This window comes from Desulfonatronovibrio magnus (assembly GCF_000934755.1).
Taxonomy (GTDB): domain Bacteria; phylum Desulfobacterota; class Desulfovibrionia; order Desulfovibrionales; family Desulfonatronovibrionaceae; genus Desulfonatronovibrio; species Desulfonatronovibrio magnus.
The window spans coordinates 33,346-57,478 of the sequence record NZ_KN882185.1 but is presented as its reverse complement, the minus strand read 5'-3'; the positions used below and the strand labels follow the sequence as shown (position 1 = coordinate 57,478).

At 51.9% G+C, this 24,133-nt stretch carries 12 protein-coding genes and 1 pseudogene; all 13 read right to left on the bottom strand.

What is annotated here, in order from left to right:
- Positions 1 to 153 precede the first annotated feature (153 nt).
- Positions 154 to 3,243 (bottom strand): sigma 54-interacting transcriptional regulator, encoded by a 3,090-nt coding sequence (locus LZ23_RS23045; RefSeq protein WP_157493368.1) that lies wholly within the window; start codon positions 3,241 to 3,243, stop codon positions 154 to 156.
- Between the two features lie 525 nt (positions 3,244 to 3,768).
- Positions 3,769 to 8,094 (bottom strand): PAS domain S-box protein, encoded by a 4,326-nt coding sequence (locus LZ23_RS23040; RefSeq protein WP_052507572.1) that lies wholly within the window; start codon positions 8,092 to 8,094, stop codon positions 3,769 to 3,771.
- Positions 8,091 to 8,381: a hypothetical protein gene (locus LZ23_RS20420; protein ID WP_045217202.1), complete on the bottom strand. Its 291-nt coding sequence runs from the start codon at positions 8,379 to 8,381 to the stop codon at positions 8,091 to 8,093. The genes LZ23_RS23040 and LZ23_RS20420 overlap by 4 nt, the downstream gene beginning before the upstream one ends.
- 127 nt (positions 8,382 to 8,508) lie before the next feature.
- On the bottom strand, positions 8,509 to 10,014 hold the full coding sequence (locus LZ23_RS20415) for a PAS domain S-box protein (RefSeq protein ID WP_045217200.1): 1,506 nt from the start codon (positions 10,012 to 10,014) through the stop codon (positions 8,509 to 8,511).
- A gap of 146 nt (positions 10,015 to 10,160) precedes the next feature.
- A complete protein-coding gene (locus tag LZ23_RS23035) occupies positions 10,161 to 12,254 on the bottom strand; it encodes a PAS domain-containing protein (protein WP_198146063.1) in 2,094 nt (697 codons plus the stop codon).
- A gap of 98 nt (positions 12,255 to 12,352) precedes the next feature.
- Positions 12,353 to 13,792: an ATP-binding response regulator gene (locus LZ23_RS20405; RefSeq protein ID WP_045217199.1), complete on the bottom strand. Its 1,440-nt coding sequence runs from the start codon at positions 13,790 to 13,792 to the stop codon at positions 12,353 to 12,355.
- The gene (locus LZ23_RS23030) at positions 13,785 to 18,704 is read right to left on the bottom strand and encodes a transporter substrate-binding domain-containing protein (protein WP_052507570.1); all 4,920 of its coding nucleotides are present in this window, start codon (positions 18,702 to 18,704) and stop codon (positions 13,785 to 13,787) included. Before LZ23_RS23030 ends, LZ23_RS20405 begins: the two co-directional genes overlap by 8 nt.
- Before the next feature lie 14 nt (positions 18,705 to 18,718).
- Entirely contained in the window at positions 18,719 to 21,136 is a 2,418-nt protein-coding gene (locus tag LZ23_RS23025) for an ATP-binding protein (RefSeq protein ID WP_052507569.1), read from the bottom strand.
- Between the two features lie 33 nt (positions 21,137 to 21,169).
- The gene (locus LZ23_RS20390) at positions 21,170 to 21,427 is read right to left on the bottom strand and encodes a hypothetical protein (protein WP_045217197.1); all 258 of its coding nucleotides are present in this window, start codon (positions 21,425 to 21,427) and stop codon (positions 21,170 to 21,172) included.
- 290 nt (positions 21,428 to 21,717) lie between these two features.
- Positions 21,718 to 22,692, bottom strand: a complete 975-nt coding sequence (locus LZ23_RS20385) for a UDP-glucuronic acid decarboxylase family protein (RefSeq protein ID WP_045217195.1) — start codon at positions 22,690 to 22,692, stop codon at positions 21,718 to 21,720.
- Positions 22,693 to 22,719: 27 nt separating this feature from the next.
- Positions 22,720 to 23,187 carry a hypothetical protein gene (locus tag LZ23_RS25200; RefSeq protein ID WP_045217194.1) on the bottom strand — a complete coding sequence of 156 codons (468 nt, stop codon included), beginning with the start codon at positions 23,185 to 23,187 and terminating at the stop codon, positions 22,720 to 22,722.
- A 149-nt stretch (positions 23,188 to 23,336) separates the two neighbouring features.
- Positions 23,337 to 23,510, bottom strand: a pseudogene (locus tag LZ23_RS20375) (methyl-accepting chemotaxis protein); the annotation flags it as partial.
- An 87-nt stretch (positions 23,511 to 23,597) separates the two neighbouring features.
- The gene (locus tag LZ23_RS23020) at positions 23,598 to 24,122 is read right to left on the bottom strand and encodes a hypothetical protein (protein WP_052507568.1); all 525 of its coding nucleotides are present in this window, start codon (positions 24,120 to 24,122) and stop codon (positions 23,598 to 23,600) included.
- Between the last annotated feature and the right edge of the window lie 11 nt (positions 24,123 to 24,133).

The following is a 24,133-nucleotide window of genomic DNA, read 5'->3' as shown; positions in this document are numbered from 1 at the left end:
TTCCAGGAACCAATGCAGCATCAATCTTTTTTATAGTACCTCGCGGGGACTGTCCCAATTTCCAGAAAAGTGACAGTATCCTAAAGTTACTCGCAGGTTTGGTCCCGGGCCGCCCGGGGGAGGAGCTTTTAATCAATTAGTTCAATAACTTGATTAGGTCCGACCCCATAAGCCCTGGTCCAAGCCGTATTTGTTCATCAGGGAGTAGACAGTCTTGCGGGAGACCCCCAGGAGCCGGGCAGCCTCTGTTTTATTGCCTGAAGCCCGGTCCATGGCATCCTGCAGAGCCTTTCTTTCCCGCTCTCCCAGGGTGGGGAACCCTCCTGTGCCGCTGGCCAGCCACCCTGGCAGATCTGCCGGGCGTATCATTGGTGCCGGGGATGTTTCAGCCAATGTATGCACCAGGTTACGCAGTTCACGCACATTGCCCGGCCAGTTATATCCGCACAGCAGTTCCATGCTCCTTGGAGACAGCTGACGGGGCCGCCTCCTGGAAAGCCTGTTGTATTCATCCAGGAAATGATGGGCCAGAGTAGATATATCCTCGGCACGCACCCTCAGTGGTGGGAGGTGGATTACTGTTTCGCAGAGTCGATAGAAAAGGTCGTCCCTGAACCGGCCTTTTTCCACCATGGCTTCCAGGTCCTGGTTGGCCGCTGCCAGGACCTTGGCCCCAATGGACCGGGGCCGGGAATCGCCCACCCTGGTGACTTCGCGGGATTCCAGCACCCTGAGCAGAGCAGTCTGCATCCGGGAAGGAGCTGCCTCGATTTCATCCAGCAGGATTATGCCGTTGCCAGCAGCTTCAAAAAGGCCTTTCTTGTCGCTTGATGCCCCTGTAAAGGCACCCCGGCAGTGTCCGAAAAGTTCACTTTCCAGCAGGGAAGGGGAGAGATTGGCGCAGTTGACAGCCATGAATTCGCCCCGGCCTCTTAATTCATGTATGGCTCTGGCTGCCAGCTCCTTGCCTGTACCGGTCTCTCCCATGAGCAGCACCACTTTTTCCGTACCAGCCGTTGTCCTGATCCGGGTGTAGACCTCACCCATGGCCCGGCTTGCCCCGCGCAGTCCGCACAACCCGCCCGGGCCGCCCCCGGCCAGGCGGTTCTCCGCTTCATTGAGCCTGTTGCGCAATTCTTCTTCACGCAGGACCTCATCCGTGATCTCCTGGAACATCAGGACCACCTGACTGACGCGACCTTCCGGACCGGGTACCGGTGAGGATGTCAGGCGAAATATCTGCTCATCACCCTTGTGATTTCTGCGTTTTATCCCCTGATGCACACGGTGGTTTTCAAAGGAAACAATACATGGACAGTCTTTGCAGACCTTTTTGCGGGCTGTATGGCAAAAGACGTCATAGCAAAGAGGGGTGTTCTCGGGGCGAAGCCCGGGGAACCACTGCCTGAGCCTGGGATTGGCGCTGGTGATGCGCATGTTTTCATCAATAACAGCCACTCCCATGGCAATATTCTCAGCAATGACCCGGCAGCGGGCCTCGCTTTCCTGATGCTCCTTGCTGGCCTGCAGTCTTGACATGAGGTTGACTATGACCTGGGCCATAAAGCTCAGCAGATACATTTCAGTGTCTGAAAAAATTTTTTTCTTCCTGACTGCGTCAAAGCCGACAAAACCCAGACAATCCCGGTTGTCCATCAAAGGGATGGAAACTATGGACTTGATGCCCTGATCCTCAAGGTGTGAGCGCATGCCAGGATTTTCAATCAACTCGTCCACATCAGGGATATGAACACTCTCGCCCCGTTCATGGGCCGGGATGAATTCAGAAATAAGATCAAAGGGCACAGCCTGGAGGTTGCCGATTTCCGGGTTTATATCTTCAGCGCACCATTCGTGCGTGTTCACTGCAATTTTACGGACATAGTCATAATTGAAGAGGTAAACCCGGTCTACTTCCACAGACCTGCCTACAGCTTCCAGAAGCCGGCTTATTGTGTGCTCGAAATCATCCAGGGGAGCATTGATGGAGTCGGCAGCCAGCTCCATAAGCAGGCCTTCCAGGGCCTTCTGCTTGTTTATGGCCCGCTCGGCTTCTTTACGCTGGGTGATGTCCTGCACAAACCCGACCACCCGCAATGGATCGCCCGCCTCATCATGTACAACCCCGGCTGATTCGCTGACCCAGCAGATCTGACCATCCTTTTTGACTATGCGATGGTCGTATTCCAGAGTAGTGCCTTCCTTCATTTCAATAATGGGCCGGCCTGTGCTGATCACGTACTCCCTGTCGTCAGGGTGCACCCGGTCCAGAAACGCCTGATAAGTCCCCTCAAACTCGCCTTCCTGCAAGCCGAACAGGGCCTCACACTCCTTTGACCAGAACACGGTGCCCTGGTCCATGTCGTGTTCCCAGACTCCGGACTGGGTCAAAGTCTGGGCCCAGGACAGCCTGGACTGACTGGTCAGCAGTTCTGTCTGCGCATTTTTCAAATCCGTAATATCCAGAGCGCTGCCAACGAGTTTAACAGTGCGGCCGTTGATTACAACCGGAGTAAGCCTGCTCAGCCAGGTCCTTTCACCTGCCGGAAGAAGCAGGGATTCTTCGTAGCTGATGTTCTGCTGCAGTTCAAAACACTTGCGATAATTATCCTCTATCCGGGCACCGAGTTCCGGACCAAAGGCCTGCACTGGTGTTTTACCTCTGATGTTCCAAAGGTCCAGCCCGGTTTTTTCCTGATGGTAAGCGTTCAGATTCTCAATAATAAAACGGCCCTGGGGGTCGATATCAATCAAAAAGAATGCACTTTGCACATTATTGAAGATGGTATCATATTCTATCAAAAGTTCGCGTCGCTCAACAGCAGCCTGTTCAAGAAGATCGGCATGGAGCTTGAGATTGATCTGGGTGCGAACTCTGGCCCGGACTATGGAGGGTTTAAAAGGTTTGGTAATGTAATCAGCAGCACCGAGACTGAAACCCAGTTCTTCGTCCTCATCCTGGTCCATGGCGGTCACGAAGATCACCGGGGTGCCACGGGTGCGCTCATCCGCCTTGAGCCGTCGGCAGACCTCGTAGCCGTCCATGTCCGGCATCATAATGTCCAGCAGGATCAGGTCCGGGCTGGTATTGCCAAAGACCATTTCCAGGGCCATGACGCCACCCGCTGCCACCAGCACGTGATAGTCCTCCCGGAGCAGACTGCCCAGAACCTCAATGCTGGCCGGGTGGTCGTCCACAATGAGGACGACGGGTTTTGGGGATGTCTGCTGGTTATTATTCATAATGGGCATGTTTTTTGATTTATTGGTTGCCAGGTGATGACATCTGTTTTTCAGCTCGCTTTATGAACAACTTCTGACACTGTTCCGGGGAGGGGGCGGAAAAGTCTTGGGATGCGGGTTTTTGTGGCATTGTTGCTCCAAGCAGGTTTGGGTAAGACAATAAAAATAACTGAAATTTTACGCTAGACTACGTGCCAGGCCATAGGCAGTCCCAGCTTCCCGTCAAATGATCCATGCGAATGGTATTCCATTCAAGTTCATTTTCTGACTACTGCTCCAAGAATAGCCGTTATGTTCACTCAGTCGTTCATCAGCCACAATGTTTTTTTAAGTACTTTGATCAAGTCTTCTTTCTGAACCGGCTTGGCCAAATAGTCATCCATACCGGCCTCCAGGAACTTCTCCCGATCACCATCCATGGCCCTGTCTTCGGAGGTCAATAAATAAGTTTCGCTGTAGTGTAAATAATAAGCTGGAAAGCGGTTGTTGTCGTTGAAATCAGATAAAGATTCTCAAAATCAGCTTTTAATGTTCCTCTTCCATTACTTTTCTTATTTCCGCCATGCATATTTCAAACTGCCTTTCCAGTTCGGGCAAAAGGTTGCCCATTTGCTCAAGGTTTGCGGCATGACCGGCTTCTTCAATCATTCCGGCAATCTCAGCCATGGCCAGACAGCTGACATTGCCTGAATTGCCCTTGATGGAATGAGCCTCCCGGGTTGCTCCTTCTTTTTGACCCTGTTCAATAAATTTTTTGAGCGCTTCTATGTTTTTGGGTATGGATTCCAGGTAAATGCTCATGATCTCACTGGCCATCTCACTGTCATGCCCAATTCTTGTAATGAAATCCTCCTGGTCGAAGACTGGCATTTTACAAGTAAAAGCGTACCGGGGTTCCTGTTTCGTTTCCGCAGCCTCTCCGGTCCTGAGAACTTCCTCTTTTCCCCCCTGACTTCTGTCCTCTGCCCTCTGTCCTCTGTTTTCCAACAACCACTTCTCCAGCACCCGGGCCAGTTCATCCGGATTGACCGGCTTGGCTGTATAATCATCCATCCCGGCCTCAATGCACCGTTCCCGGTCCTCCTGCATGGCTCCGGCGGTCATGGCGATTATGGGGATTCTGGGATTCTGGGATTCAGGGATTGAGGAATTGGGGGATTTAGGGGTTGAGGAATTGGGGGATTCAGGAATTGAGGAATTTTGGGATTCGCTCTCCAGCCTCTGATCACTGACCTCTGACTTCTGACTTCTGATCTCTGATTTCTGACCTCTGACTTCTGAGGCGCGGATGCGCCGGGTAGCTTTCAGTCCGTCCATCTCCGGCATCTGCACATCCATAAGCACCAGGTCGTAGGGAATGTTTTCCAGTGCGTGGAGGGCTTCCTGGCCGTTGGCCACGGCATCGGCACGCAGGCCCATTTTTTTGAGAATGCCCAGGGCTACCTGCTGGTTGACCATGTTGTCTTCGGCTACCAGGATACGGGCTTTTGTGCCGGAAAAGTCCGGATATCCCTGCCGGATTTTCTCTGGTTCCGTATGCCCTGCAGGCAGGTCCGCAGCGCCTGTTCTTGCCAGGATCTTTTCCAGGCTGGCATAAAGTTCACTTGGCAGGACAGGTTTATTCAGGATGCTGTCGAATCCTGTTTCATGCAGACGCCTGGAATCACCTGTCTGCCCGGTTGCCGATGACATCATGATCAGCCTGGTGTCCTTTAATTGCCCGTCTTCCTTGATATTTCGTCCCAGGGTTTCTCCGTCCATGTCCGGCATCTGCATGTCTAAGACAGCCAACACAAAGGGGTCATTCTCTGCCTTGGCCTGATGCAGCATGCTCAGAGCTGCAGAACCATTGGCAGCTTCCCCGGGCCGCATACCCCAGGAGCCGAAGCGAACCCTGAGTATCTCCCGGTTGGTGGAATTGTCGTCCACGATAAGAGTGCGAACCCCCTGCAGGCAGGCCGGAACTGGCCTTTCCTGCTGCTGTTCATCCTGAACGCCCAGGCGCACTGTAAACCAGAATGTGCTTCCCTGGTCCTCTACACTTTCCAGGCCTGCTGTACCGCCCATCATCTCGGCCAGTTGCCTGGAAATGGCCAGTCCCAGTCCGGTACCGCCGAATTTGCGGGTAGTGGAGGCATCAACCTGGGAAAAGCTTTCGAAAAGACTGTCTTGCTTGTCTTGAGGAATGCCTATGCCGGTGTCCCGGATCTGGAAACAAAGTTCCACAATCCTGGAGTCACCATATTGATCTTTAATACCTGTCTGTTCATGGGACAGGCGGTTCGCCGGTTGATCACTGACCTCTGACCTCTGATCTACGACCTCTGATTTCGACACCCTGATCTCCACCTCTCCATGTTCGGTAAACTTGACCGCATTGCCCACCAGGTTCATGAGAATCTGACGCAACCGGCCCGAATCTCCCCGGACCATGGAGGGTACGTTCGGGTCCATGGAACAGATAAGTTCCAGACCTTTCTCTTCCGCCTTGACAGCCATCATGCCCGAAAAATCCCTGAGCATGGCCTCCAGGTCGAAATCAACGGTTTCAATGTCTAAGCGTCCGGCCTCTATCTTGGAAAAATCCAGGATGTCGTTGATCACGGTCAAAAGGGACTCGGCACTGGAGCGCACTGTGCGGGCATAATGCTGCTGCTCCCTGTCCAGGTTCGTGTCCATGAGCAGGCCGGTCATGCCAATGACCCCGTTCATGGGGGTGCGGATTTCATGGCTCATGTTGGCCAGAAATTCGCTCTTGGCTTTGGTGGCTTCCTCGGCCTTTATGCGGGCTGCATCCAGTTCTGCATTTTTCAGCTCAAGATTTCTGGCATTGCGCTGCAATTCTTCCTGGGCCTGTTTCTTCTGTGTAATGTCACGGACAATGCCTATGGCATGCCACTGCCCTTGGATAAGCACAGATGAAAGAGCCAGTTCCACTGGTATTTCGCGGCCATTCTTTGTCAGGGCGTAAAGTTCCGTAGTTCTGCCTACGGCATTGCCCTGGCCAGTGCTTTGAAATTCTGGGAATGAAGCATGGAAATCCTCGGTGTACCGGGAAGGCATGATCAGTTCATGCAGATCCCGGCCTATGGCTTCATCCCGGGCATAGCCCAGAATGGTTTCTGCGGCCGGATTCCAGTAAGATACATATCCTTGGGCATCCATCATGATTATGGCGGTCTGGGCAGCATCGGTTATTGTTTTCAGGCGGGCCTGACTGTTCTGCAGGGCTTCCTGGGTGCGCTTCTGTTGCACCAGGTCCCAGGTTACATCTGCAAAAAAGGAGATTACTTCGACATCCTTTTTATCATAGGCTGCAGGTTTATTGCCCAGGCCCATGATTGCAACGACCCTGTTATCCCGAATAACCGGAACCACGACTTCGCGAATTACCCTGGCATGTCCCTCTGGCAGGCCTTTTTTGTCCGGCATGGACTCATAATCATTGTGGATAACCGGCCTTTTCTCACGGGCAGCCTGCACCCAGACCCCTGCCTGGTCAATGGGATAATGCATTTTGTTGCCGGGCATGTGACACAGTTCCTTTAATGACCTGGTTGACCATCTCTGCAGGGAAAGGGTCTTCTGATCTTTTTCCACGAAATGAAAAAAGCCAATGGAACTGTCCACAAATTCTTCAGCGTCATCCAGAACCTTGGTCATAAGCTCATCTAAGGAATGAGCTTCTGCATACTCATAAAGCTCCAGCCTCTTCATGGTCAGCAGGTTAGCTGTATGTTCACCGGTGATGTCGCGAAAAACAAGTACAGCTCCAATAATGTTGCCCATGTTGTCTTTGATGGGGGAGCAGCTCTTTTTGATGGTTATTTTGCTGCCGTTTCTAACTATGAGCACTGAATAGGTCTCCTGGCCAACGACACGGCCCTGCTGCAACGCCTTAGATACAGGATTTTCCTCCTGGCTGTGGTCATCTAATGTGACAATGTTGAAGACTTCTTTCAGGGGGCGACCCATGCATTCATCAATGGTCCAGCCGGTCAGGTTCTCTGCAGCCGGGTTCATTTCCTGTATCCGTCCAAGTTTATCGCAGGAAAAGACTCCATCGCTTATGGCATGCAGGGTAGCTGCTGTATGATCCCTGCTTTCCAGCAGCTGCATTTCCGAATGTCGCACAAGACGGTATCCCATGCCCAGCCCCAGCAACCCCAGAACACCGATGAGTGCATGGGCAATCCCCAGATCTGTTTTCTGCTTTGCGCCCTGGGCCATATATGGCTCCCAGGGTACGGAAACACTTATTCCGCCATGAATATCACCTACTGCATAACCCTGATGCCCATGACAGCCAAGACAGTTTTCCTGCGTTACAAGCGGCTTCATAAACCGCAAATATTGGCGGCCATCCATGGTTTCCACAGAAGACGTCCGATCTGCGCCCTGTTCAAAAGACAGCAAGGCCTGAGCCTCCCATTCATCCGGGGCGTTTTCAGGACGCAGGGGATTGAGGCTGGTGATGTGCCCCAGCATATCGTAGTGTTGTAAGCCCAGTGCGTGCACCTGACGGGTCATGTACGATGGGTTGAGCAGGGTCAGATCCTTGCCGCCAGTGGTGGTTACGTCTCTGTCAGGGACATGATCAAGATAAGGGTTGGGTGGGGTGGTCTCGGTGGGCTGGACATAGACACCGCCATGCATGGCAGCCCAGTGCCGGTAGGCAATATCTTTTTCAAAGTAGGCCCTGGCTTCGTTTTCAGCCAGAGTCCTGGTTGTATTTTCCACCTGATGCCAGTTCCAGGCCAGAGACACCGCCAGTACGGCGATCCAGATCACTGCAGCTGTCAGAAGCAGGCGGTTTGTGTTCAAAGAAGTCGTCAGTTTGAGCTTATTCATGACTTTATTCCTTGCTTTAAAGTCTCTGCATTATCTTTGCAGATCGTGCCTGCAGACGGGTTTAGATGCTTTTGCAGCCACGTTTTTTGCAGAAAAAATTCAAGGGGCATATCTTTTGGATGGTCTTTAATGCGCAGATCACAAAGGGAAATGGACATTGCCATGCGAGGGTGACCGGGTGTATATAAAAAGGGGCAGTGCAGGTCATTTCTGCCTAAGGCGCAGTTTTCAAGGTGCAATCCAAATGCGGCAATTTGCTCTGATTTAGAAATATTTAAGTCAGGCATGTTTTCTGATTTAACTTTATTGAAAGTTAATATTTCCAAAATCTGCCACGGTCAATAAAAAAAACAACAAAAAAAGATGAGCAATAGGGTTTAATGCCGTGATGTCTGCACTGTATCGGGCCGGGTTTTAATCCTGGCATCTGCTCCAGACTACCTGAAAAAGGGGCACGTACCATGAAGAACAGCGCAGTTCTTTCAGGGTCTGGTCTTCCTGGGAGGCCTTGCGGTGCAGGGCGGCCAGGAAGATGACCTGCTTTACCCTGAAGCCCCGGGACAGGTAGTTTTCGTATATTCTGCTGCCCCTGTCCGACAGGGCGGTGACTGGAACACCTGCGGTGCAGACAAGATACCTGTTTGCCCAGGGCAGAAAGGTGAACTCCTTTCCCGGGTTATCCTGCAGGGCATCAATGGCTGCAGTGGTCTCCCCGTGGATGTTGTCCCAGGCCGGGTAGGACAGGATGACATGTTCCGGGGACATCTCCCAGAGTTCTTCCCGGGCCAGGTTCTGTTCAACCGGGGTCAACGCAATGTCGCAGGAAATTCTGCTCACCGCTTCTGGTCCGGCGGCAAGAATCTCCGGGGCAAAGGGATGATCCGGACCGCAGCAGAGTACCAGCCTGTCCCTGGCCCGGGTCATGCCCACGTAATAAAGCCTGCGCTCCTCTTCCGGGCTTTCCCGGTCCCCCGGGGTGCCTGCCAGAATCACCGCCGGAAACTCCAGCCCCTTGGCCCCGTGCATGGTGCCCGCCCGGAGAGCGCCGGGAGAGCGGCTTTCCATGCGGCGCAAGTCCCTGGATGAATCCCAGACATGCTCGCAGAACTTATACACAGGTCTGCGCATGGAGCCGCATTCATCCCGGTAATCCCGGGCTATGATTTCCAGGTGGTACAGCCAGAGCCGGCTGCGGGCGCTGCTTTCATTCATCAGGTGCATGACCAGGTCATAAACCTCGCTTCCTGTACACAGGCTGCCGTGAGGGTGTGAACGCCATTCAATGTGGCGATAAGAGCCGTCCTTACTGCGGAAACGGTTGACGAACTGATGAACCGGCTTCTGCTCATCCAATTCAGCCATGGCAGCCAGGGTGGAGTCAATATCATCAGGGTGGACGAACTCCAGAAAGGTGCGCTCTTCCAGCTCATGTACTGTATAGCCCAGTACATTTTCCCATTCAGCATTAACCTTGATGAAATTCCCGGATGTGTCCGCAATGCACAACAGGTCGAGATTGACCGAGAAAAACCGCTCCATCTGCTGGGCGTGTTCCTTCTCTGAGGTGATGTCCTGGATTATGGTCACGAAATGATGCTTTTTGGGAGAGTAGGCACTGACCTTGTACCAGCGCTTCAGGGGTTCAGAATATTGCTCAAACTCCTCCTCGCTTCCTTCCAGGGCGATCCGCCCGTAAAACCCGATCCAGTCAAAAGAAGACTCCTGGATGTCAGGCAAAACCTCAGTCACCTTGCGTCCAAGGATGTTTTCAGCCTTCAGGCCGGTCATTTTTTCAAATCCGGCATTGACCTCAAGAAATTCATAATTCACTGGACTGCCCTGATCATCCAGAATTATCCGGTGATAGGCATATCCAAAAAATGAGCAGTCTATAAAACGCTTATAGCTTTCTTTGTACATGGTAGATCCTTGAGAACAACAATTGACAAACTTTAGCATTCGCTAACATGAAATTTTTCGACCTGTGCGGACGATTTTTTTCAGTTACGGGTCATGAACATCTGGTTTAATGGATCATCTTCAGCCAGCAGAATATTCAAGCATGCTTAGTCATCTTTGGATGGGGATAAAATTTCAGCAGATTCAGCCTGGCTCTCTGCTGGAAGATCAAAAGGCAAAACCACATAAACAGTAGTGCCCTGACCAACCTTGCTTTCCACAGAAATATTGCCATTCACCAAACACACCAGTTCTTTAACCAGGGTCAACCCGAGCCCTGCTCCCTGATGCTCACGTGTATAAGAACAATCCACCTGGACAAAAGGATTAAACAATTCCCTTAATTTATCTTCAGGGATGCCTATTCCTGTATCAGAAATGGAAAACATCACTCTCAAATCTTGACCTTTTATTGGAGAAAGTGCAGATAATCCGACCTGAACGCTACCCTGATCACAAAACTTCAAGGCATTGCCCACAAGATTGAACAGGATCTGCTTGACCCTGACCACATCGCCCACAACCTGTGCTGGAACTTCCTGGTCAATAATGTACTCAAGGTTTATAGATTTTTCCCTGGCCTGGGCTGAAAAAAGATCTGTCATAGACTCCATGAGTTCTTTAACATCAAACCGGGACTTACGCACAGCCACCTTACCGGCCTGAATACTGGACATGTCCAGAATATCCGACAAAAGACGGATAAATCTTTGAGACGACCTGACAGCCCCATCAACATATTCCTGCTGCTCCCGGTTCAGTTCCGTGGTCTGCAACAGCTGCATCATGCCCATTATACCGTTAAACGGAGTGAGAAGTTCATGGCTCATATTGGCCAGAAACTGGGATTTGGCAACATTGGCTGCCTCGGCCTGTTCTTTGGCCCTGGCTAAATCCGTTTCAACAATTTTGCGTTCTGTCATGTCCCGAGTTGCTGACAGGGCGTAGGTTATGCCATTAAGGAAGATCGGTGCGGTGACCACCTCCACAGGTATCTCCCTGCCGTCCTTGTGCAGATCCACACTTTCAATGGCTGATAAGTTCATTTCCTTTTCAATGATCGTTCCTGGGCAGCCCCGAATAGATGGCGCCTGGATATCCGCCAGGGACATGCCAAGCAACTCCTCCTTAGTGTACCCGAGAAGGCGGCATGCTGCATCATTGACATCAAAAAGACTATCGTCCATACGCCATATGAACAATGGGTCGGGGTTTTGCAAAAACAGGACGCGAAATCGTTCTTCACTTTCCCCAAGAGACTCCAAGACTTGCTTACGGTCGGTGATATCAATGCCTGTAACCAGGATTGCCTCTTGTCCATGGTATGTAATCGGGGTCAACTGCACCTGCTCCCAGAGCAGGTCACCGTTTTTCTTCCGGCTGCACCACTCAAATTCCTGGGTTCCTTCTTTACAAGCCTTACGCATCCAGACATGGGAATCTGCAAGGGAATATGGATGTTCAAGCCAGTATTCATAGGTTTTAAATTCTTCTAACGAGGAAAGGCCATAGTAACTCCAGGCCATGGGGTTGGCATCAATAATCTTGCCGCTGTCTGGTTCTTGAATGATCATGGATACAGGAGTAACCAGGAACATCGTCCGGAAATGCATCTCGGCCTGGACCTGGGCACTTATGTCGTTAACCACCAGCAACAGACGTTGGACCCTGTCATCCATTTTTTGATTCAATATTTTACCCGCCACCCTGCCGACACATCTTACGGCAATCTCCCCTTTTGTTCCCTGAACCCGGAAATTCAGCTCCTTGCCCTCAGGCTGATTGAAAAAGGAACGGAAACGGCCATTAAAAACTCTGCGATCCTGGGACACAATAAACTCACTTAATGCCTTGCCGCAGAGTTCGGAATGTTCCTGTCCCACCATGGCTGCAAATGTATAATTGGCATTTTCAATCACCCCGCTGGAATCAAGGACAAGATATCCTATGGGAGCATTGTTGTAGAGACGGGCATAACTTTCTTTGACCCGGAACAGACTGTCCCTGGCCTCTTCAAGCTGTTTCTGAGTGTCACGCAATTCTTCGTTTTGAAGCTCCAGTTCCACCTGATATATCTGGTAATCATAAATCAGCTCTTTGATTTCCTCTTCAGAGAATTCTTCAATGGGCTTGGACATCTTATTCAGCCTCTTCTGGGCCTGTTCACGCAAACGCTTCATCCGGGCATCATTGTTGTTCATAAATCCTTTCATTTTCCTATGATTTCCGTCCCCAGGGAACGATTTTCCTGTTAGAACCAATGGGGTCTACCCATACGATACGCCCATTATGGGACTTTTCAATTACCCTCGGAGTTTGTAACCGCTTCAACTAAAGACAATCTGGTAGTACCCCTTGTAACCGAAATGTCCAGCTTTAGATCGTATCCCATGGTCTTGGCCATGAGCTTTGCGGAATAGGTGCCCAGGCCTGTGCCGCTTGTCTTCCCGAAAGTCTTGTACTTTTCAAAGAAATGATCCCGGATGGGTTCAGGCACTACCCCTTTGTTTTCAATGGAAATGGCAGGTGAGGGTGATTCACTCAGGTTAATTTGAATCTGTTCATCCCTTGGGGAGGCCTCAAAGGCATTTTTTATAAGATTGCAAAGTATACCGTATAGTAATTTTTCTTCGGCCTGCATCTTCAATGGAGAGCTTTCCTGCTGTTGGTTAGTGTTGATCAACAAATGGATATTTTTGGATTTAAAAGCTGGGGCAACATCGTCCACAACCGCCTGTAAAACTGATCTGACCTCCACCTGCCGGGGGGAATACATGTATTCATCTGTCTCCATCTTGAACAGATCAAGGGACATGTCTATCATGCGCAGCATGCGGAGGCCTGACTCATTTATCATGCCCAGCATCTCCATCTGCTCCTGATTAAAACCTTCCTCAGTCAGTAGAAGATCCGAAAGTCCCAGGATACCTCCCAGTGGTGTTTTGAGATCGTGGCGCATGATGCGCTCCACGTCTTCCTTGAGTTTTTCCAGGTCCTTGCGGGCTGAAATGTCTTCCTTGACAGCAACATAGTTGGTGATTTGGCCCCGGGAATTTTTGATCGGACCAATGGAGGCCTGCTCCCAGAAAAGCTCGCCGTTTTTCTTTTTATTGATAATTTCACCACGCCAGACCCGGCCTGAGGTTATGACCTGCCACATATCCCTGTACAATGAATCCTCATGCATCCCGGATTTCATAATGCGCGTATTCTGCCCCAGGGCCTCCTCTGTGCTATATCCGGTGATTTCAGTAAACGCGGGGTTGGCATACTCAATATTGCCCTCGGTATCCGTAATCACAATGGTGCTGGGGCTGTTTTCCACGCAGCGCCGCAGCTTGTTCAGTTCCTTGCGGGAGTTGTGCAGCTCCAGATGGTTTTTGAGCCTGGCCCGCACAATGGCCGGTTTAAAGGGCTTGGAGATGTAGTCCACTGCTCCGCACTCCAGGCCTTTGACTTCATCCTGGGTTGTATTCAGGGCTGTGACGAAAATGACCGGGATATCCCTGGTCTGATCATTTGCCTTCAAACCCCTGCAGACTTCATAGCCGTCCATACCCGGCATCATAATGTCCAGCAGGATTATATCGGGTTGATTTGAGCCGGCGAGCTTCAGGGCCTTTTCCCCGGTTTTGGCGGCGGTAATAATGTATTCGTGTTTAAGGGCTTCCATAAGGAGCTGAATGTTTTCAGGTTCATCGTCCACGATAAGCACTTTTAACCGGGTGTGGTTACTCATTGTATCCCCCTGTTTTTTCCAGATCACGCGCCATATCTTCCAGTTCCAGGGCAGCCTGATCTATTTCAAATTCATCTAAAAGACTAAAAACCCTTTGCCCCCGGGCCAGCATTTCAGGGGGCAAGGGCATATCAAGCAGCACCTGCAGCTTGTCCATGGCCAGACTGAGGTCTTGGTCCGCCATGCCGGCTGCCTCCCGGGCCAGAGCCGCGGCCTGCCCGGTATCCAGATCCCCGGAGGAACCGGCCTCTGAAGCTGACTCGGAAGGGCGGCCCGCAAGTTCTTCCAAAGAGTTGCCCACCGTGCTCAGCCAGGAGCGGACCTCCGCAATCAGCGACGCACTGTCCCGGGCTTTGCTCTCAAGCCCGTGCATCAAGGCCCCTGCCGCCTCGGACAGCTCATCCATGCCCAGGTTGGCTGCCGTGCCTTTGAGCGTATGGGCCAGTCGCACGGCATCCTGAACCTGGCCGGCCTGCAGCAGGCGCTCCATCTCCTGGGCTGAACCAAGATGCCTGCTCTGAAAACCGGCAAGCAGCTTCCTGTACAGGGTCTGGTTGCCCGAGGCCCTGGACAGCCCCAGGCTGGTGTTCACTCCGGGCATTTGTGGCATTTGGGGCGGATGCTCCTTTTGGCCCTCATTCTCCTCCTGTTCCATGCCTGGGGAGGGTTCAACGGTATCGGCCCGCCTGGTTGCGGGCTTGATCCAGGCTGCCAGGACGCGCAGCAATTCCTCTGGATCTATGGGCTTGGTAATATGATCGTTCATGCCCGCCCCCAGGCTCTTGTCCCGGTCCCCGGCCATGGCGTGAGCGGTCATGGCAATGATCGGAATACGCTGCCGGCCTGTCTCCTGACTTCTGACTCCTGACTTCTGACTCCTGATTCTTCTCGTCGCCTCCAGGCCATCCATCCCCGGCATCTGAATATCCATGAGGACCAGATCAAAGTCCTGGCTGGTCAGGGCGGAGACCGCCTCCTGTCCACTGCCCACCACCTGCACACTCATTCCCCATTTGCGCAGATTTTCGACAACGATTTCCTGGTTTATTTCATTGTCTTCCGCCAGGAGAATGCGTGCTCCCTTGATCCGGGTCAAATCTGGAACTTCATCCTTTTTTATAAAGTCGGCTGAATCCAACAGTCCCTGGGCCCGGGTCACTGGAAGCGTAAACGTAAAGCAGGTGCCCCGGCCCAGCTCGCTCTCCACCCATATTCGGCCGCCCTGCTTCTCCACCAGGAGCTTGGTTAGAGCCAGCCCAAGACCGGTTCCTTCAAACCTGCGCGTAGTGGAAAAGTCCACCTGGGTGAACTTGTCAAAGAGCATGTCGAAGTTTTCAGGGGAAATGCCGATTCCAGTATCCCGGACGGTGAAGAGCAAAAGGACAGTGGGACAGTGAGACGGGGGGACGGGGAGACCGTCGGACGGTCGGACGGTCAGACGTTTCTCTTCCCCCTTCCCCCTTCCCGCTTCATCAATCCCAGCATGCCAGTATTCCAGCATCCCCGCATCATCTCTCTCTTCTTCCACCCAGATTTCCACCTCGCCCTGCTCAGTGAACTTGACCGCATTGCCGATTAAATTGTTCAGGATCTGTCGCAGCAGCTTGGGGTCTCCCCGGAGATGGGAGGGCACGTCCGGATGGATATAAGAGTCGAACCGCAAGCCTTTTTTCCGAGCCAGGACAGATGCTCCGGAGCAGCATTGTTCCAGAAATTCTGTCAGGTCGAAGTCCTGGGCCTGAATGTCCAGCTTTCCGGCCTCGACCTTGGATATATCCAGAATATCGTTGACAATACCCAGCAGGGCCTGGCCGCTTTGCTTGATGGCCTGGGCAAAGCGCAGCTGCCTGGGACTGAGGTCTGTATCCAGAAGCAGATCAACCATGCCAATGACCCCATTCATGGGGGTGCGGATCTCGTGGCTCATATTGGCCAGGAAGTCGGACTTGGCCCGAGTGGCCGCCTCGGCCTGAGCCAGAGCAGAGTCCAGCTCCATATTTTTCATTTTCAACTGCTCGGCGGATTGCTGAAGCTTTTCCTCAGCCAGCTTGCGCTCGGTGATATCCAGGTGACACCCTACCATCCGGACTGGCTCTCCATCCTCGGTCCATTCAATGACCCGCCCTGCACAGATCACCCAGACTGTGGAATCATCCCTATGCCGATAGCGAACTTCGCTGTAGTAAGGTTCCCGGCCTCTGCTTTTGACGTGTCGATTAAAAGCCTCAAGCACGCCAGGAAGGTCTTCGGGAAAGATGATTTTCTGCCAGGCTTCCGGGGAACTCTCCATTTCATGATCTTCATAACCGAACATGCGCTTGAAGGTCGGACTCAAGTACTCGGTGTTATTTACCAAATTCCAGTCCCAGTAACCAGATAGAGTTGATTCGAGAATGTCCTTAAGGATTCCCTCGCTTCTCAGTACTGCTTCTTCGGCGCGTTTGCGCTGGCTGACTTCCCTGGCCAGCCGCCGGTTCCAGTAGAGAAAACCGCCCAGCAGGACCATGCCCATGCCCAGCACCTGCCACAGCAAGGTATAGTCGATTTGCTGCGCGTATTGGATGGAGATCCAGTTGTTGTAAATGGCGTTCCTTTCTGATTGGGGGATGCGCTCCAGCCCTTTTTGCAGGATGTTGCGCAATATGGGCTGGTCTCTGGATACCGCCATGCCCAGACGGTACACATAGGGCGTCTCCCCTGCTACCCGGATGGAGGTCAGCCCGGTCTGACCGATGTAATAGCTGGTGGCCACCTGGTTGCCTACAAAGGCATAAGCCTGACCCCTGGCCACCAGGCGCAGTCCCTCTTCAATGGTGGGGGCTGGCACAAGATTCAGCTCTGGGTGATCCTGCTTCAGCCATTGGTGGGTGGCATAGCCCTGCACCACAGCCACTTTTTTTCCGTACAGGGAGGAGATGCCCCCGAGATAGGCGGCCTTGGTATCGGAAAAAATGGCCACCGGGATGGAGAGAAAGGGTTCCGTGAACAGAAAATCCTTTTCCCGGTCCAGAGTCCCGGCCATGGCCGGCAGCAGAGCGATATCGCCCTCCAGCAGACTCCTTTCCGCCTCAGTCAAGGATGAGTGGGCCCGAGGTTCAAAACGCACGCTCAGTATGCCTTCCAAACGTTTCAAGTACTCGGGGGAAATCCCCTGGGGCCTACCTTCCTGATCGGCAAATTCAATGGGTGCCCAGGCCGGGTCAAAACCAAAACGCAGGACCGGATGCTTCTGCATCCATTCCTGTTCTTCCCGGGAAAAGGCCTTTAAATCCTGCTCTTCAGGTCCGAACCAGCGCTCCCAAATCTGCTTTTTCTTTGCTTCACTCAAGGCATGATAGCTCTTGGTCAGAATCGATTCCAGCACGGGCAGGTCCTTGCGGATCATATAGGCATGGGCCTGCATATCCTCAAGTCCCGGGATCTGCGCATATCCTTTGACCTCCAGGTTGTTCAGATAGTTGCTTCTGATCATATATTGCCCGCTGTACAGTTCCTGAATGGCCGCATCCGCCTGGCTCAGAGCCACCAGCCTCAACATCTGCACCCCGTCCTCGGCCATGACAAAGCGGGCATCCGGGATGTGTCCGGCCATATGCGCATGCATCCCGTAATCGGGAAAGGATGCAATGCGTTTGCCGCTCAGAGCGTTCCACCCACTGATCCCGGAGTCATCGTTCCGCCCAAAAATGGCCATATTCAAGGGCGAATGGGAGGGGGAAAAATTGAACCTTCCGGCCCGCTCTTCATTCCAGATCACTCCCTGGATCAGCTCAACCTGGCCATCTCCGGCCTTTTCCATCAGCTCGGACATGGTGGTGAAGATAAAGTTGGGATGCAGACCAACCTGAGAGCTGATGGTGCGGAGCAGGTCAGGAAAGTATCCGGTAACCCGGCCGTCCCTTTCCTGGATGATGTAGGGCGGGATATCCACGGCTCCCGCAGTAAATCCGGGGTGGTCCGCGATCCATTGCTTTTCCCTGGCGGTCAGCTCCACCTGGGGCTCAACCGAGGCCATGGCTGGCTGTGCATACCACTTCTTGAGCAGGGCCTGGCTTGTTTCCGGGCTGATTGCGGCGATGGCCTTGTTCAGAATGGGGATCAATTCCGGCCAGTCCTTGCGAATGGAGAAGACCAGTTCGGTTCTGCTTTCCGGGATCATGCCGGCCATCTCAAAACCGGTCACCAGATGTTTTTTGCGCCAGTACTCCAGGGTGCTGCCGGCAATGGCCGCATCTACCTCCCGGTTGACCAGGGCCGCGGCCACGGCCTCCAGGTCAGGCAGGGGCACTGGTGTTATCCGTGGATGCTGATCAAGAAGTTCTCTGGCTCCCTGCACCTCTTTCTGGTATGCCACCCGTTTGCCGTGCAGATCAGCCAGGTTTTGAAATTCATCAAGGCGCTGCAGATAGGTGTAAATGTAATAGTAGGCATGGGACACGGGCTGGGTAAAGAGAAAATGCGAGGAACGGGACTCAAGCCGCATGCTGGAGGCCAGCCCGTCGATGGTCCGGTTATTGGCCTCCTGAACGATATCCGGCCAGGGTCCCACCTTGAGTTGAATATCTGTATCCAGCAGGCGATTAAGCATGTCCATATACGCGGGCAGCACCCCGGTGAGCCTGCCCTGGGCGTCCTTCATAACCGCCGGGGGAAAGTCCAGGGTGCTGCCCAGGGTGATATCCGGGTGATCATCGAGCCACTGCCGCTCTTCAGGAGTCAAGGAGATGGGGGAGGGGTCGGCTGCCAGGGCCGGAGAGCAGATGAGTCCGGCCAGCCAATAGAGAACTGTGAGCAGTTGGGCAATACGAAACAGAAACTTTGGGACCATATCCTCCACCCTTCTAATTTGAACAGGAAAATCCGAGTACACGAATTCCCTGTCTGTTACTCGAGGCTCTTTCTTCCGGAACATGCACGCTCCTTTGGTTATTCTGCCTTCATGCCGGCAATCAGGGCTTCCAGCTCCTGCCTGGCCTGGTCAGTGTCAAATGCCTGCAGCAGGGCGGCCCCTTTTTGGGCTTGGGCCAACAGATCCCTGGGCAAGGGCAGAGTCAGCACCTGCTGCATCTTGTTCCAGGCCAGGTCCAGATCCTGATCCACCAGATCGGCTGTCTCCCGAGCCAGGGCCGCGGCCTGAGCCAGATCCAGTGTCGAGCCGGACTCGATGAAATCGGATTCCTGGCCGGATGCAGCCGGTTCCTGATGCCGTGTTTCCTCCCGGCCGGATTGGGACTCATTTGTTCCCAGGCTGGGCAGGGTCACTGTAAAGCGAAAGGAACTCCCCTGGTCAGGCTTGCTGGCGACCCGGATATCGCCCTTCATGAGTAAAGCCAGTTGCCTGGCAACGGCCAGGCCCAGACCAGTGCCGCCGTATTCGCGCACCGAGGACGAATCCGCCTGGGAAAACTTTTCAAAAATATGGTCCAGTTTATCCTCGGAAATGCCGATGCCGGAATCCCGGACCTCAAAATCCAGAGTAACCATATTCCGCCCCCCGGAATGAGGATTTTTTTCCTCTTCAAGTATTTGCGCACTGAATTCCACGTGGCCCCGAGGGGTGAACTTGATGGCATTGTCCAGCAGGTTGGCCAGTATCTGCCTGATCCTTTGCTCATCACCTGAAACAATACAATTTATCTCGGGGCCTGCATCAAAGGTGAACTCCAGATTTTTTTTGCGGGCTTTGGGCTGGAATTCTGAGGCCAGTTGCTCCAGAAAGCTTTGCAGATTGAACTCATCAATATCCAGGGAGAGCTTTTCACGTTCAATTCTGGAAATATCCAGGATGTCACTGATGAGGCGCAATAAAGATTCGCTGTTGCGCTGGATGCTCAGGGCGTATTCCTTCTGCCTGGAGGTCAATTCAGTGTCCAGCAGCAGGGAACTCATGCCCATGACCGCGTTCATGGGGGTGCGGACTTCATGACTCATGTTGGCCAGGAATTCGCTTTTGGCCCGGTTGGCGGCCTGAGCCTTGATGCGGGCTGTGTCGAGTTCCGCATTTTTAATTTCAAGATTTCTGGCATTCCGCTGCAATTCCTGCTGGGCCAGATTTTTTTCTGTAATACTGTTTTGCAGAGCCTCCTGTGTGCGTTTCTGCTTGACCAGGTCCCAGGTTACATCCGCGAAAAAGGAGATGATTTCAACATCTTTTTCATCATAGTCAGTGGGTTTATTGCCCAGGCCCATGATTGCGACGACCCTGCCATCCCGAATGACCGGAACCACGACCTCGCGAATCACCCTGGCATGTCCCTCCGGCAGGCCCTTTTTGTCCGGCATGGACTCGTAATCGTTGTGGATAACCGTTTTTTTCCGTTGTGCAGCCTCCACCCAGACCCCTGCCTGGTCAATGGAGTAATGCATCTTGTTGCCCGGCATGTGACACAATTCCTGTAACGATCTGGTTGACCATCTCTGCAGGGAAAGGGTCTTCTGATCTTTTTCCACGAAATGGTAAAAGCCTATGGAGCTGTCCACAAATTCTTCCGCATCATCCAGGACCTTGGTCATAAGCTCATCCAAGGAATGAACAGCTGCATAGTCATGCAGCTCCAGCCTTTTTTGGGTCAGCAAATTCGCTGTATGTTCCCTGGTCACATCGCGAAACACCAGGACAGCGCCGGTAATGCCGCCCGTGTTGTCTCTGATGGGGGAACAGCTCGTTTTGATGGTTATCTTTCCGCCGTTTCTGGACAGGAGCACCGAATACCTGTCCTGGTCCACAGCCAGCCCCTGCCGCAAAACCCTGGATACGGGGTTTTCCTCCTTGCCGCGGTCTTTTAAAGCGACACTATTGAACACCTCCTCCAGAGGACGTCCCACGGACTCGTCAAGAGTCCAGCCCGTCAGGTTCTCAGCGGCCGGGTTCATATCCTGTATCCGGCCGCTTTTATCGCAGGAGACGACCCCGTCGCCTATGGAGTGCAGGGTGGCGGCTTTTTGTTCCCTGCTTTCCAGCAGCTTCACCTCAGACCCTTTCTCTGAGGTAATGTCCTGGATGATAGTCACAAAATGATGCTTTTTGGGTGAATAGGCACTGACCTTGTACCAGCGTTTGAGCGGCTCTGAATACTGCTCAAATTCCTCTTCTGTCTGTTCCACGGCAATTCTGCCGTAAAAACCGATCCAGTCAAAAGAAGAATCCTGGATACCGGGCAAGACTTCAGTCACCTTGCGGCCAAGGATCTTTTCAGCCGTCAGACCGGTCATTTTTTCAAACCCGGCATTGACCTCAATAAACTCATAGTCCACTGGCCGACCCTGATCATTTAGAATAACCTTGTGATAGGCATATCCAAAAAATGAACATTCAATAAACCGCTTATAACTTTCGTGGTGCATGAAACGTCCTTAAGATTACAAAGTTCAACAACTTTACTCCGTGGTGGTCACGTCCCGGTCAGGGAGATGCATGAGATAGGGGTTGGGCGGGGTGGTCTCGGTGATGGGGACATAGACCCCGCCATGCATGGCAGCCCAATGCCTGTAGGCAATATCCTTTTCAAAGTACCCCCTGGCTTCTTTTTCAGCCAGGGCCATGGTGGTTTTTTCCACCTGGCGCCAGTTCCAGGCCAGGGACGCCGTGAGCTTTTCTCCATGGTGTAATATTTCATACAATTTAAAGCATGACAAGTATCTCTCTATCGCTATGCACGTGGCACGGGGACTGGCTCTCCCCTGCTACCTTAGAAAAATGCACATTCCGCGCTTGACCCAAAATGTTCAACATACGTTCTTAATTGAACATTACGCGCTTGACCCGTTTTGTTCAATCTGCGTATTATACGCATAGTGGAACATGCCCCCCAGACTGTCATTTCCGGTTTCAAAGCATTAAACCAGGTTAATCTGTAGTACCCTGTAATAAACCCGTCAGGGTAAAATCCCCTGACGGATTTATTCATGTGAGAGGATGAGTAAAATTAAGACTCGCTCCTGTCGCATCCATGACGAATCAGCTCTTCAAAATAGGCAATTGTCTTTTTTAGTCCTTCCTGCAATGCAATTTTCGGCTCCCAGCCGAACTTCTCTCTGGCCAGGCTGATGTCAGGGCGTCTTTTCTGAGGGTCGTCCACAGGCAAAGGAAGATAGGTGAGTTTTGAGCTGCTGCCTGTCAGGTCAAGCACGGTTTGGGCAAGTTCCTTGACTGTAAATTCCCCTGGATTGCCTAAGTTTACCGGGCCTTGAAATCCATGATCATTGCTCATGAATTTTAAAAAACCATCCACCAGATCGTCAACAAAACAGAAGGATCTGGTCTGCAAACCGTCCCCATAAAGGGTGATGGGCTCATTTCTCAGGGCCTGAATAATGAAGTTGGAAACCACCCGGCCGTCAGCAGGATGCATCCTGGGACCATAGGTATTAAAAATTCTGGCCACCCTGATGTCTAAACCATGCTTGCGGTGATAATCGAAAAACAGGGTCTCTGCACAGCGTTTGCCTTCATCGTAGCAGGAGCGTGGGCCAATGGGGTTTACATTGCCTGTATAGCTTTCCACCTGGGGATGGATTTCCGGATCACCGTAAACCTCGCTGGTGGAAGCCTGAAAAATTTTGCAGCCCAGTCTCTTGGCCAGCCCCAGCATATTTATGGCGCCCATAATACTGACTTTGGTGGTCTGGACTGGATCGCGCTGGTAATGGATGGGCGAGGCAGGGCAGGCCAGGTTCCAGATTTCATCCACCTCTACGTAAAGGGGAAAAGTAATGTCATGACGCAGGGTTTCAAAGTGTTCACTGTCCAGAAGATGGGCAATGCTGTCCCGGCTGCCCGTAAAGTAATTGTCAACGCATAGAACTGAATAGCCGTCTCTGATGAGCCGGTCGCAAAGGTGCGAACCGATAAAGCCTGCACCTCCGGTAACCAGGGCCGTCTTTCTGAAATAGTTTATCATGCTTAACTCCAGCTAAGTTGTTTAAAGTTATTGGGCCAAAACTGTTCGAATCCATTGGGGATCAGGAGTCATTTCTTTAATCAGCCCGGAATCGGCTGCCAGACCAAACCAGATCCAGTTAAGGTCGTAATATCTGTCAGGATCATTAAGAATGGGCCTGATCCTGCTCTGGGAAAGCTCAGACTTGAGAAAGGATTCTGCAAGTGTTGGAAAATGCAGTCTCATACCTGGAAGGAAGCTGCCGTAAAAACTCAGAGAAACAATATCGCTTCCAATCTGGCCGCTGAAAATATCATATCTGGCATATATCTGTCCTTTTTCAGCAATCATGTCATGTATGTTGCTTATCCCGGCTGAGTCAGAACAGGCCCTGGGACGGGGATTTAATATGCAGTCTGCGGCTACTCTCCAGTAAACGCTCATGGCATCAAAGGAAAAATCACTGCGGTTACAAGCCCCACATAACCCGGACCAATTACGGATATTTCCATTCATTCCTCCTGGTTGTCATGTATCTATCCTCTGATTAAAAGAGACAAGTAAGCATGCTTTTGTTTTTAGAAGATTCAGACATGATAAATCCTAAAAAAGTTTAAAAGTGTATGAGTTATCTGACAGTAAGGTTTAACCTGAATATCAATTCATCAGGCCTGTTTTAAATTTTCTATCAGCTTCTGAAGTTCGCTTGCCTGGCCTGCCAGTTCACCAATAGCCTGGGCTGACTGATCCATGACATCAGCGGTCTCACTTGCTATGCGATTAATATCATCAATACTTCGATTTACCTCTTCGCTCGCTGATGACTGTTCTTCTGTTGCCTGAACCGTCATGAAACCTTCTGTGGAGTCTTCAGAATAATTAAGATCAATTATACTATTTCCATAGCTGTTGTCAGGGTAGACACCTTAAAAACTCCCGGGCATTAACAACTGACAGTCTTCACATACTGTGTAAATTACATATATTCCATCTGACAATTCATCATGGTCTCCATGCGGTTCCTTCCATTCTCCCATATTCACTCGACCGCAAATGCTGCATCGTTGATTGATGCCATTCACAGTACTCTCACCGGATTTGATGTTCACAGGTGCAGATCGCTTTTCTATTGAAAGTATTTCATGCTCTATACGAAGAACACCCTCTTTTTCAGGAATAATTCGCATACGCATGAACCTCTTCAAATCAGGCGAATCGCATCTGTAAGGCCGTTCTATTGTTTTGCCGAAAGCTCTCGCATACTGAAAAACCGAATCCAGCCACATTCGAGTTACATCGCCTTTAATAAAATCCCAGATTGATCGTCCGCAGATATCTTTCAAAGATGACCCTGTGCCGCCGTTTTCATCTGCAAACTCATCCCAAACGCCTCCTGTGGAGATTATGCGATTTTGACTATCCAGCACGTATGATACAGTTTGAGTTGTCATGTCATATCCAG

Coding starts and splice junctions, on each gene's coding strand:
- LZ23_RS20415 (WP_045217200.1), bottom strand. CDS start 10,014: ATGTACAAAGAAAGCTATAAGCGTTTTATAGACTGCTCATTTTTTGGA.
- LZ23_RS20405 (WP_045217199.1), bottom strand. CDS start 13,792: ATGAGTAACCACACCCGGTTAAAAGTGCTTATCGTGGACGATGAACCT.
- LZ23_RS23025 (WP_052507569.1), bottom strand. CDS start 21,136: ATGCACCACGAAAGTTATAAGCGGTTTATTGAATGTTCATTTTTTGGA.
- LZ23_RS20420 (WP_045217202.1), bottom strand. CDS start 8,381: ATGCCTGACTTAAATATTTCTAAATCAGAGCAAATTGCCGCATTTGGA.
- LZ23_RS20385 (WP_045217195.1), bottom strand. CDS start 22,692: ATGATAAACTATTTCAGAAAGACGGCCCTGGTTACCGGAGGTGCAGGC.
- LZ23_RS23040 (WP_052507572.1), bottom strand. CDS start 8,094: ATGAATAAGCTCAAACTGACGACTTCTTTGAACACAAACCGCCTGCTT.
- LZ23_RS23030 (WP_052507570.1), bottom strand. CDS start 18,704: ATGTTCCGGAAGAAAGAGCCTCGAGTAACAGACAGGGAATTCGTGTAC.
- LZ23_RS23045 (WP_157493368.1), bottom strand. CDS start 3,243: ATGAATAATAACCAGCAGACATCCCCAAAACCCGTCGTCCTCATTGTG.
- LZ23_RS23035 (WP_198146063.1), bottom strand. CDS start 12,254: ATGAACAACAATGATGCCCGGATGAAGCGTTTGCGTGAACAGGCCCAG.
- LZ23_RS25200 (WP_045217194.1), bottom strand. CDS start 23,187: ATGAATGGAAATATCCGTAATTGGTCCGGGTTATGTGGGGCTTGTAAC.
- LZ23_RS23020 (WP_052507568.1), bottom strand. CDS start 24,122: ATGACAACTCAAACTGTATCATACGTGCTGGATAGTCAAAATCGCATA.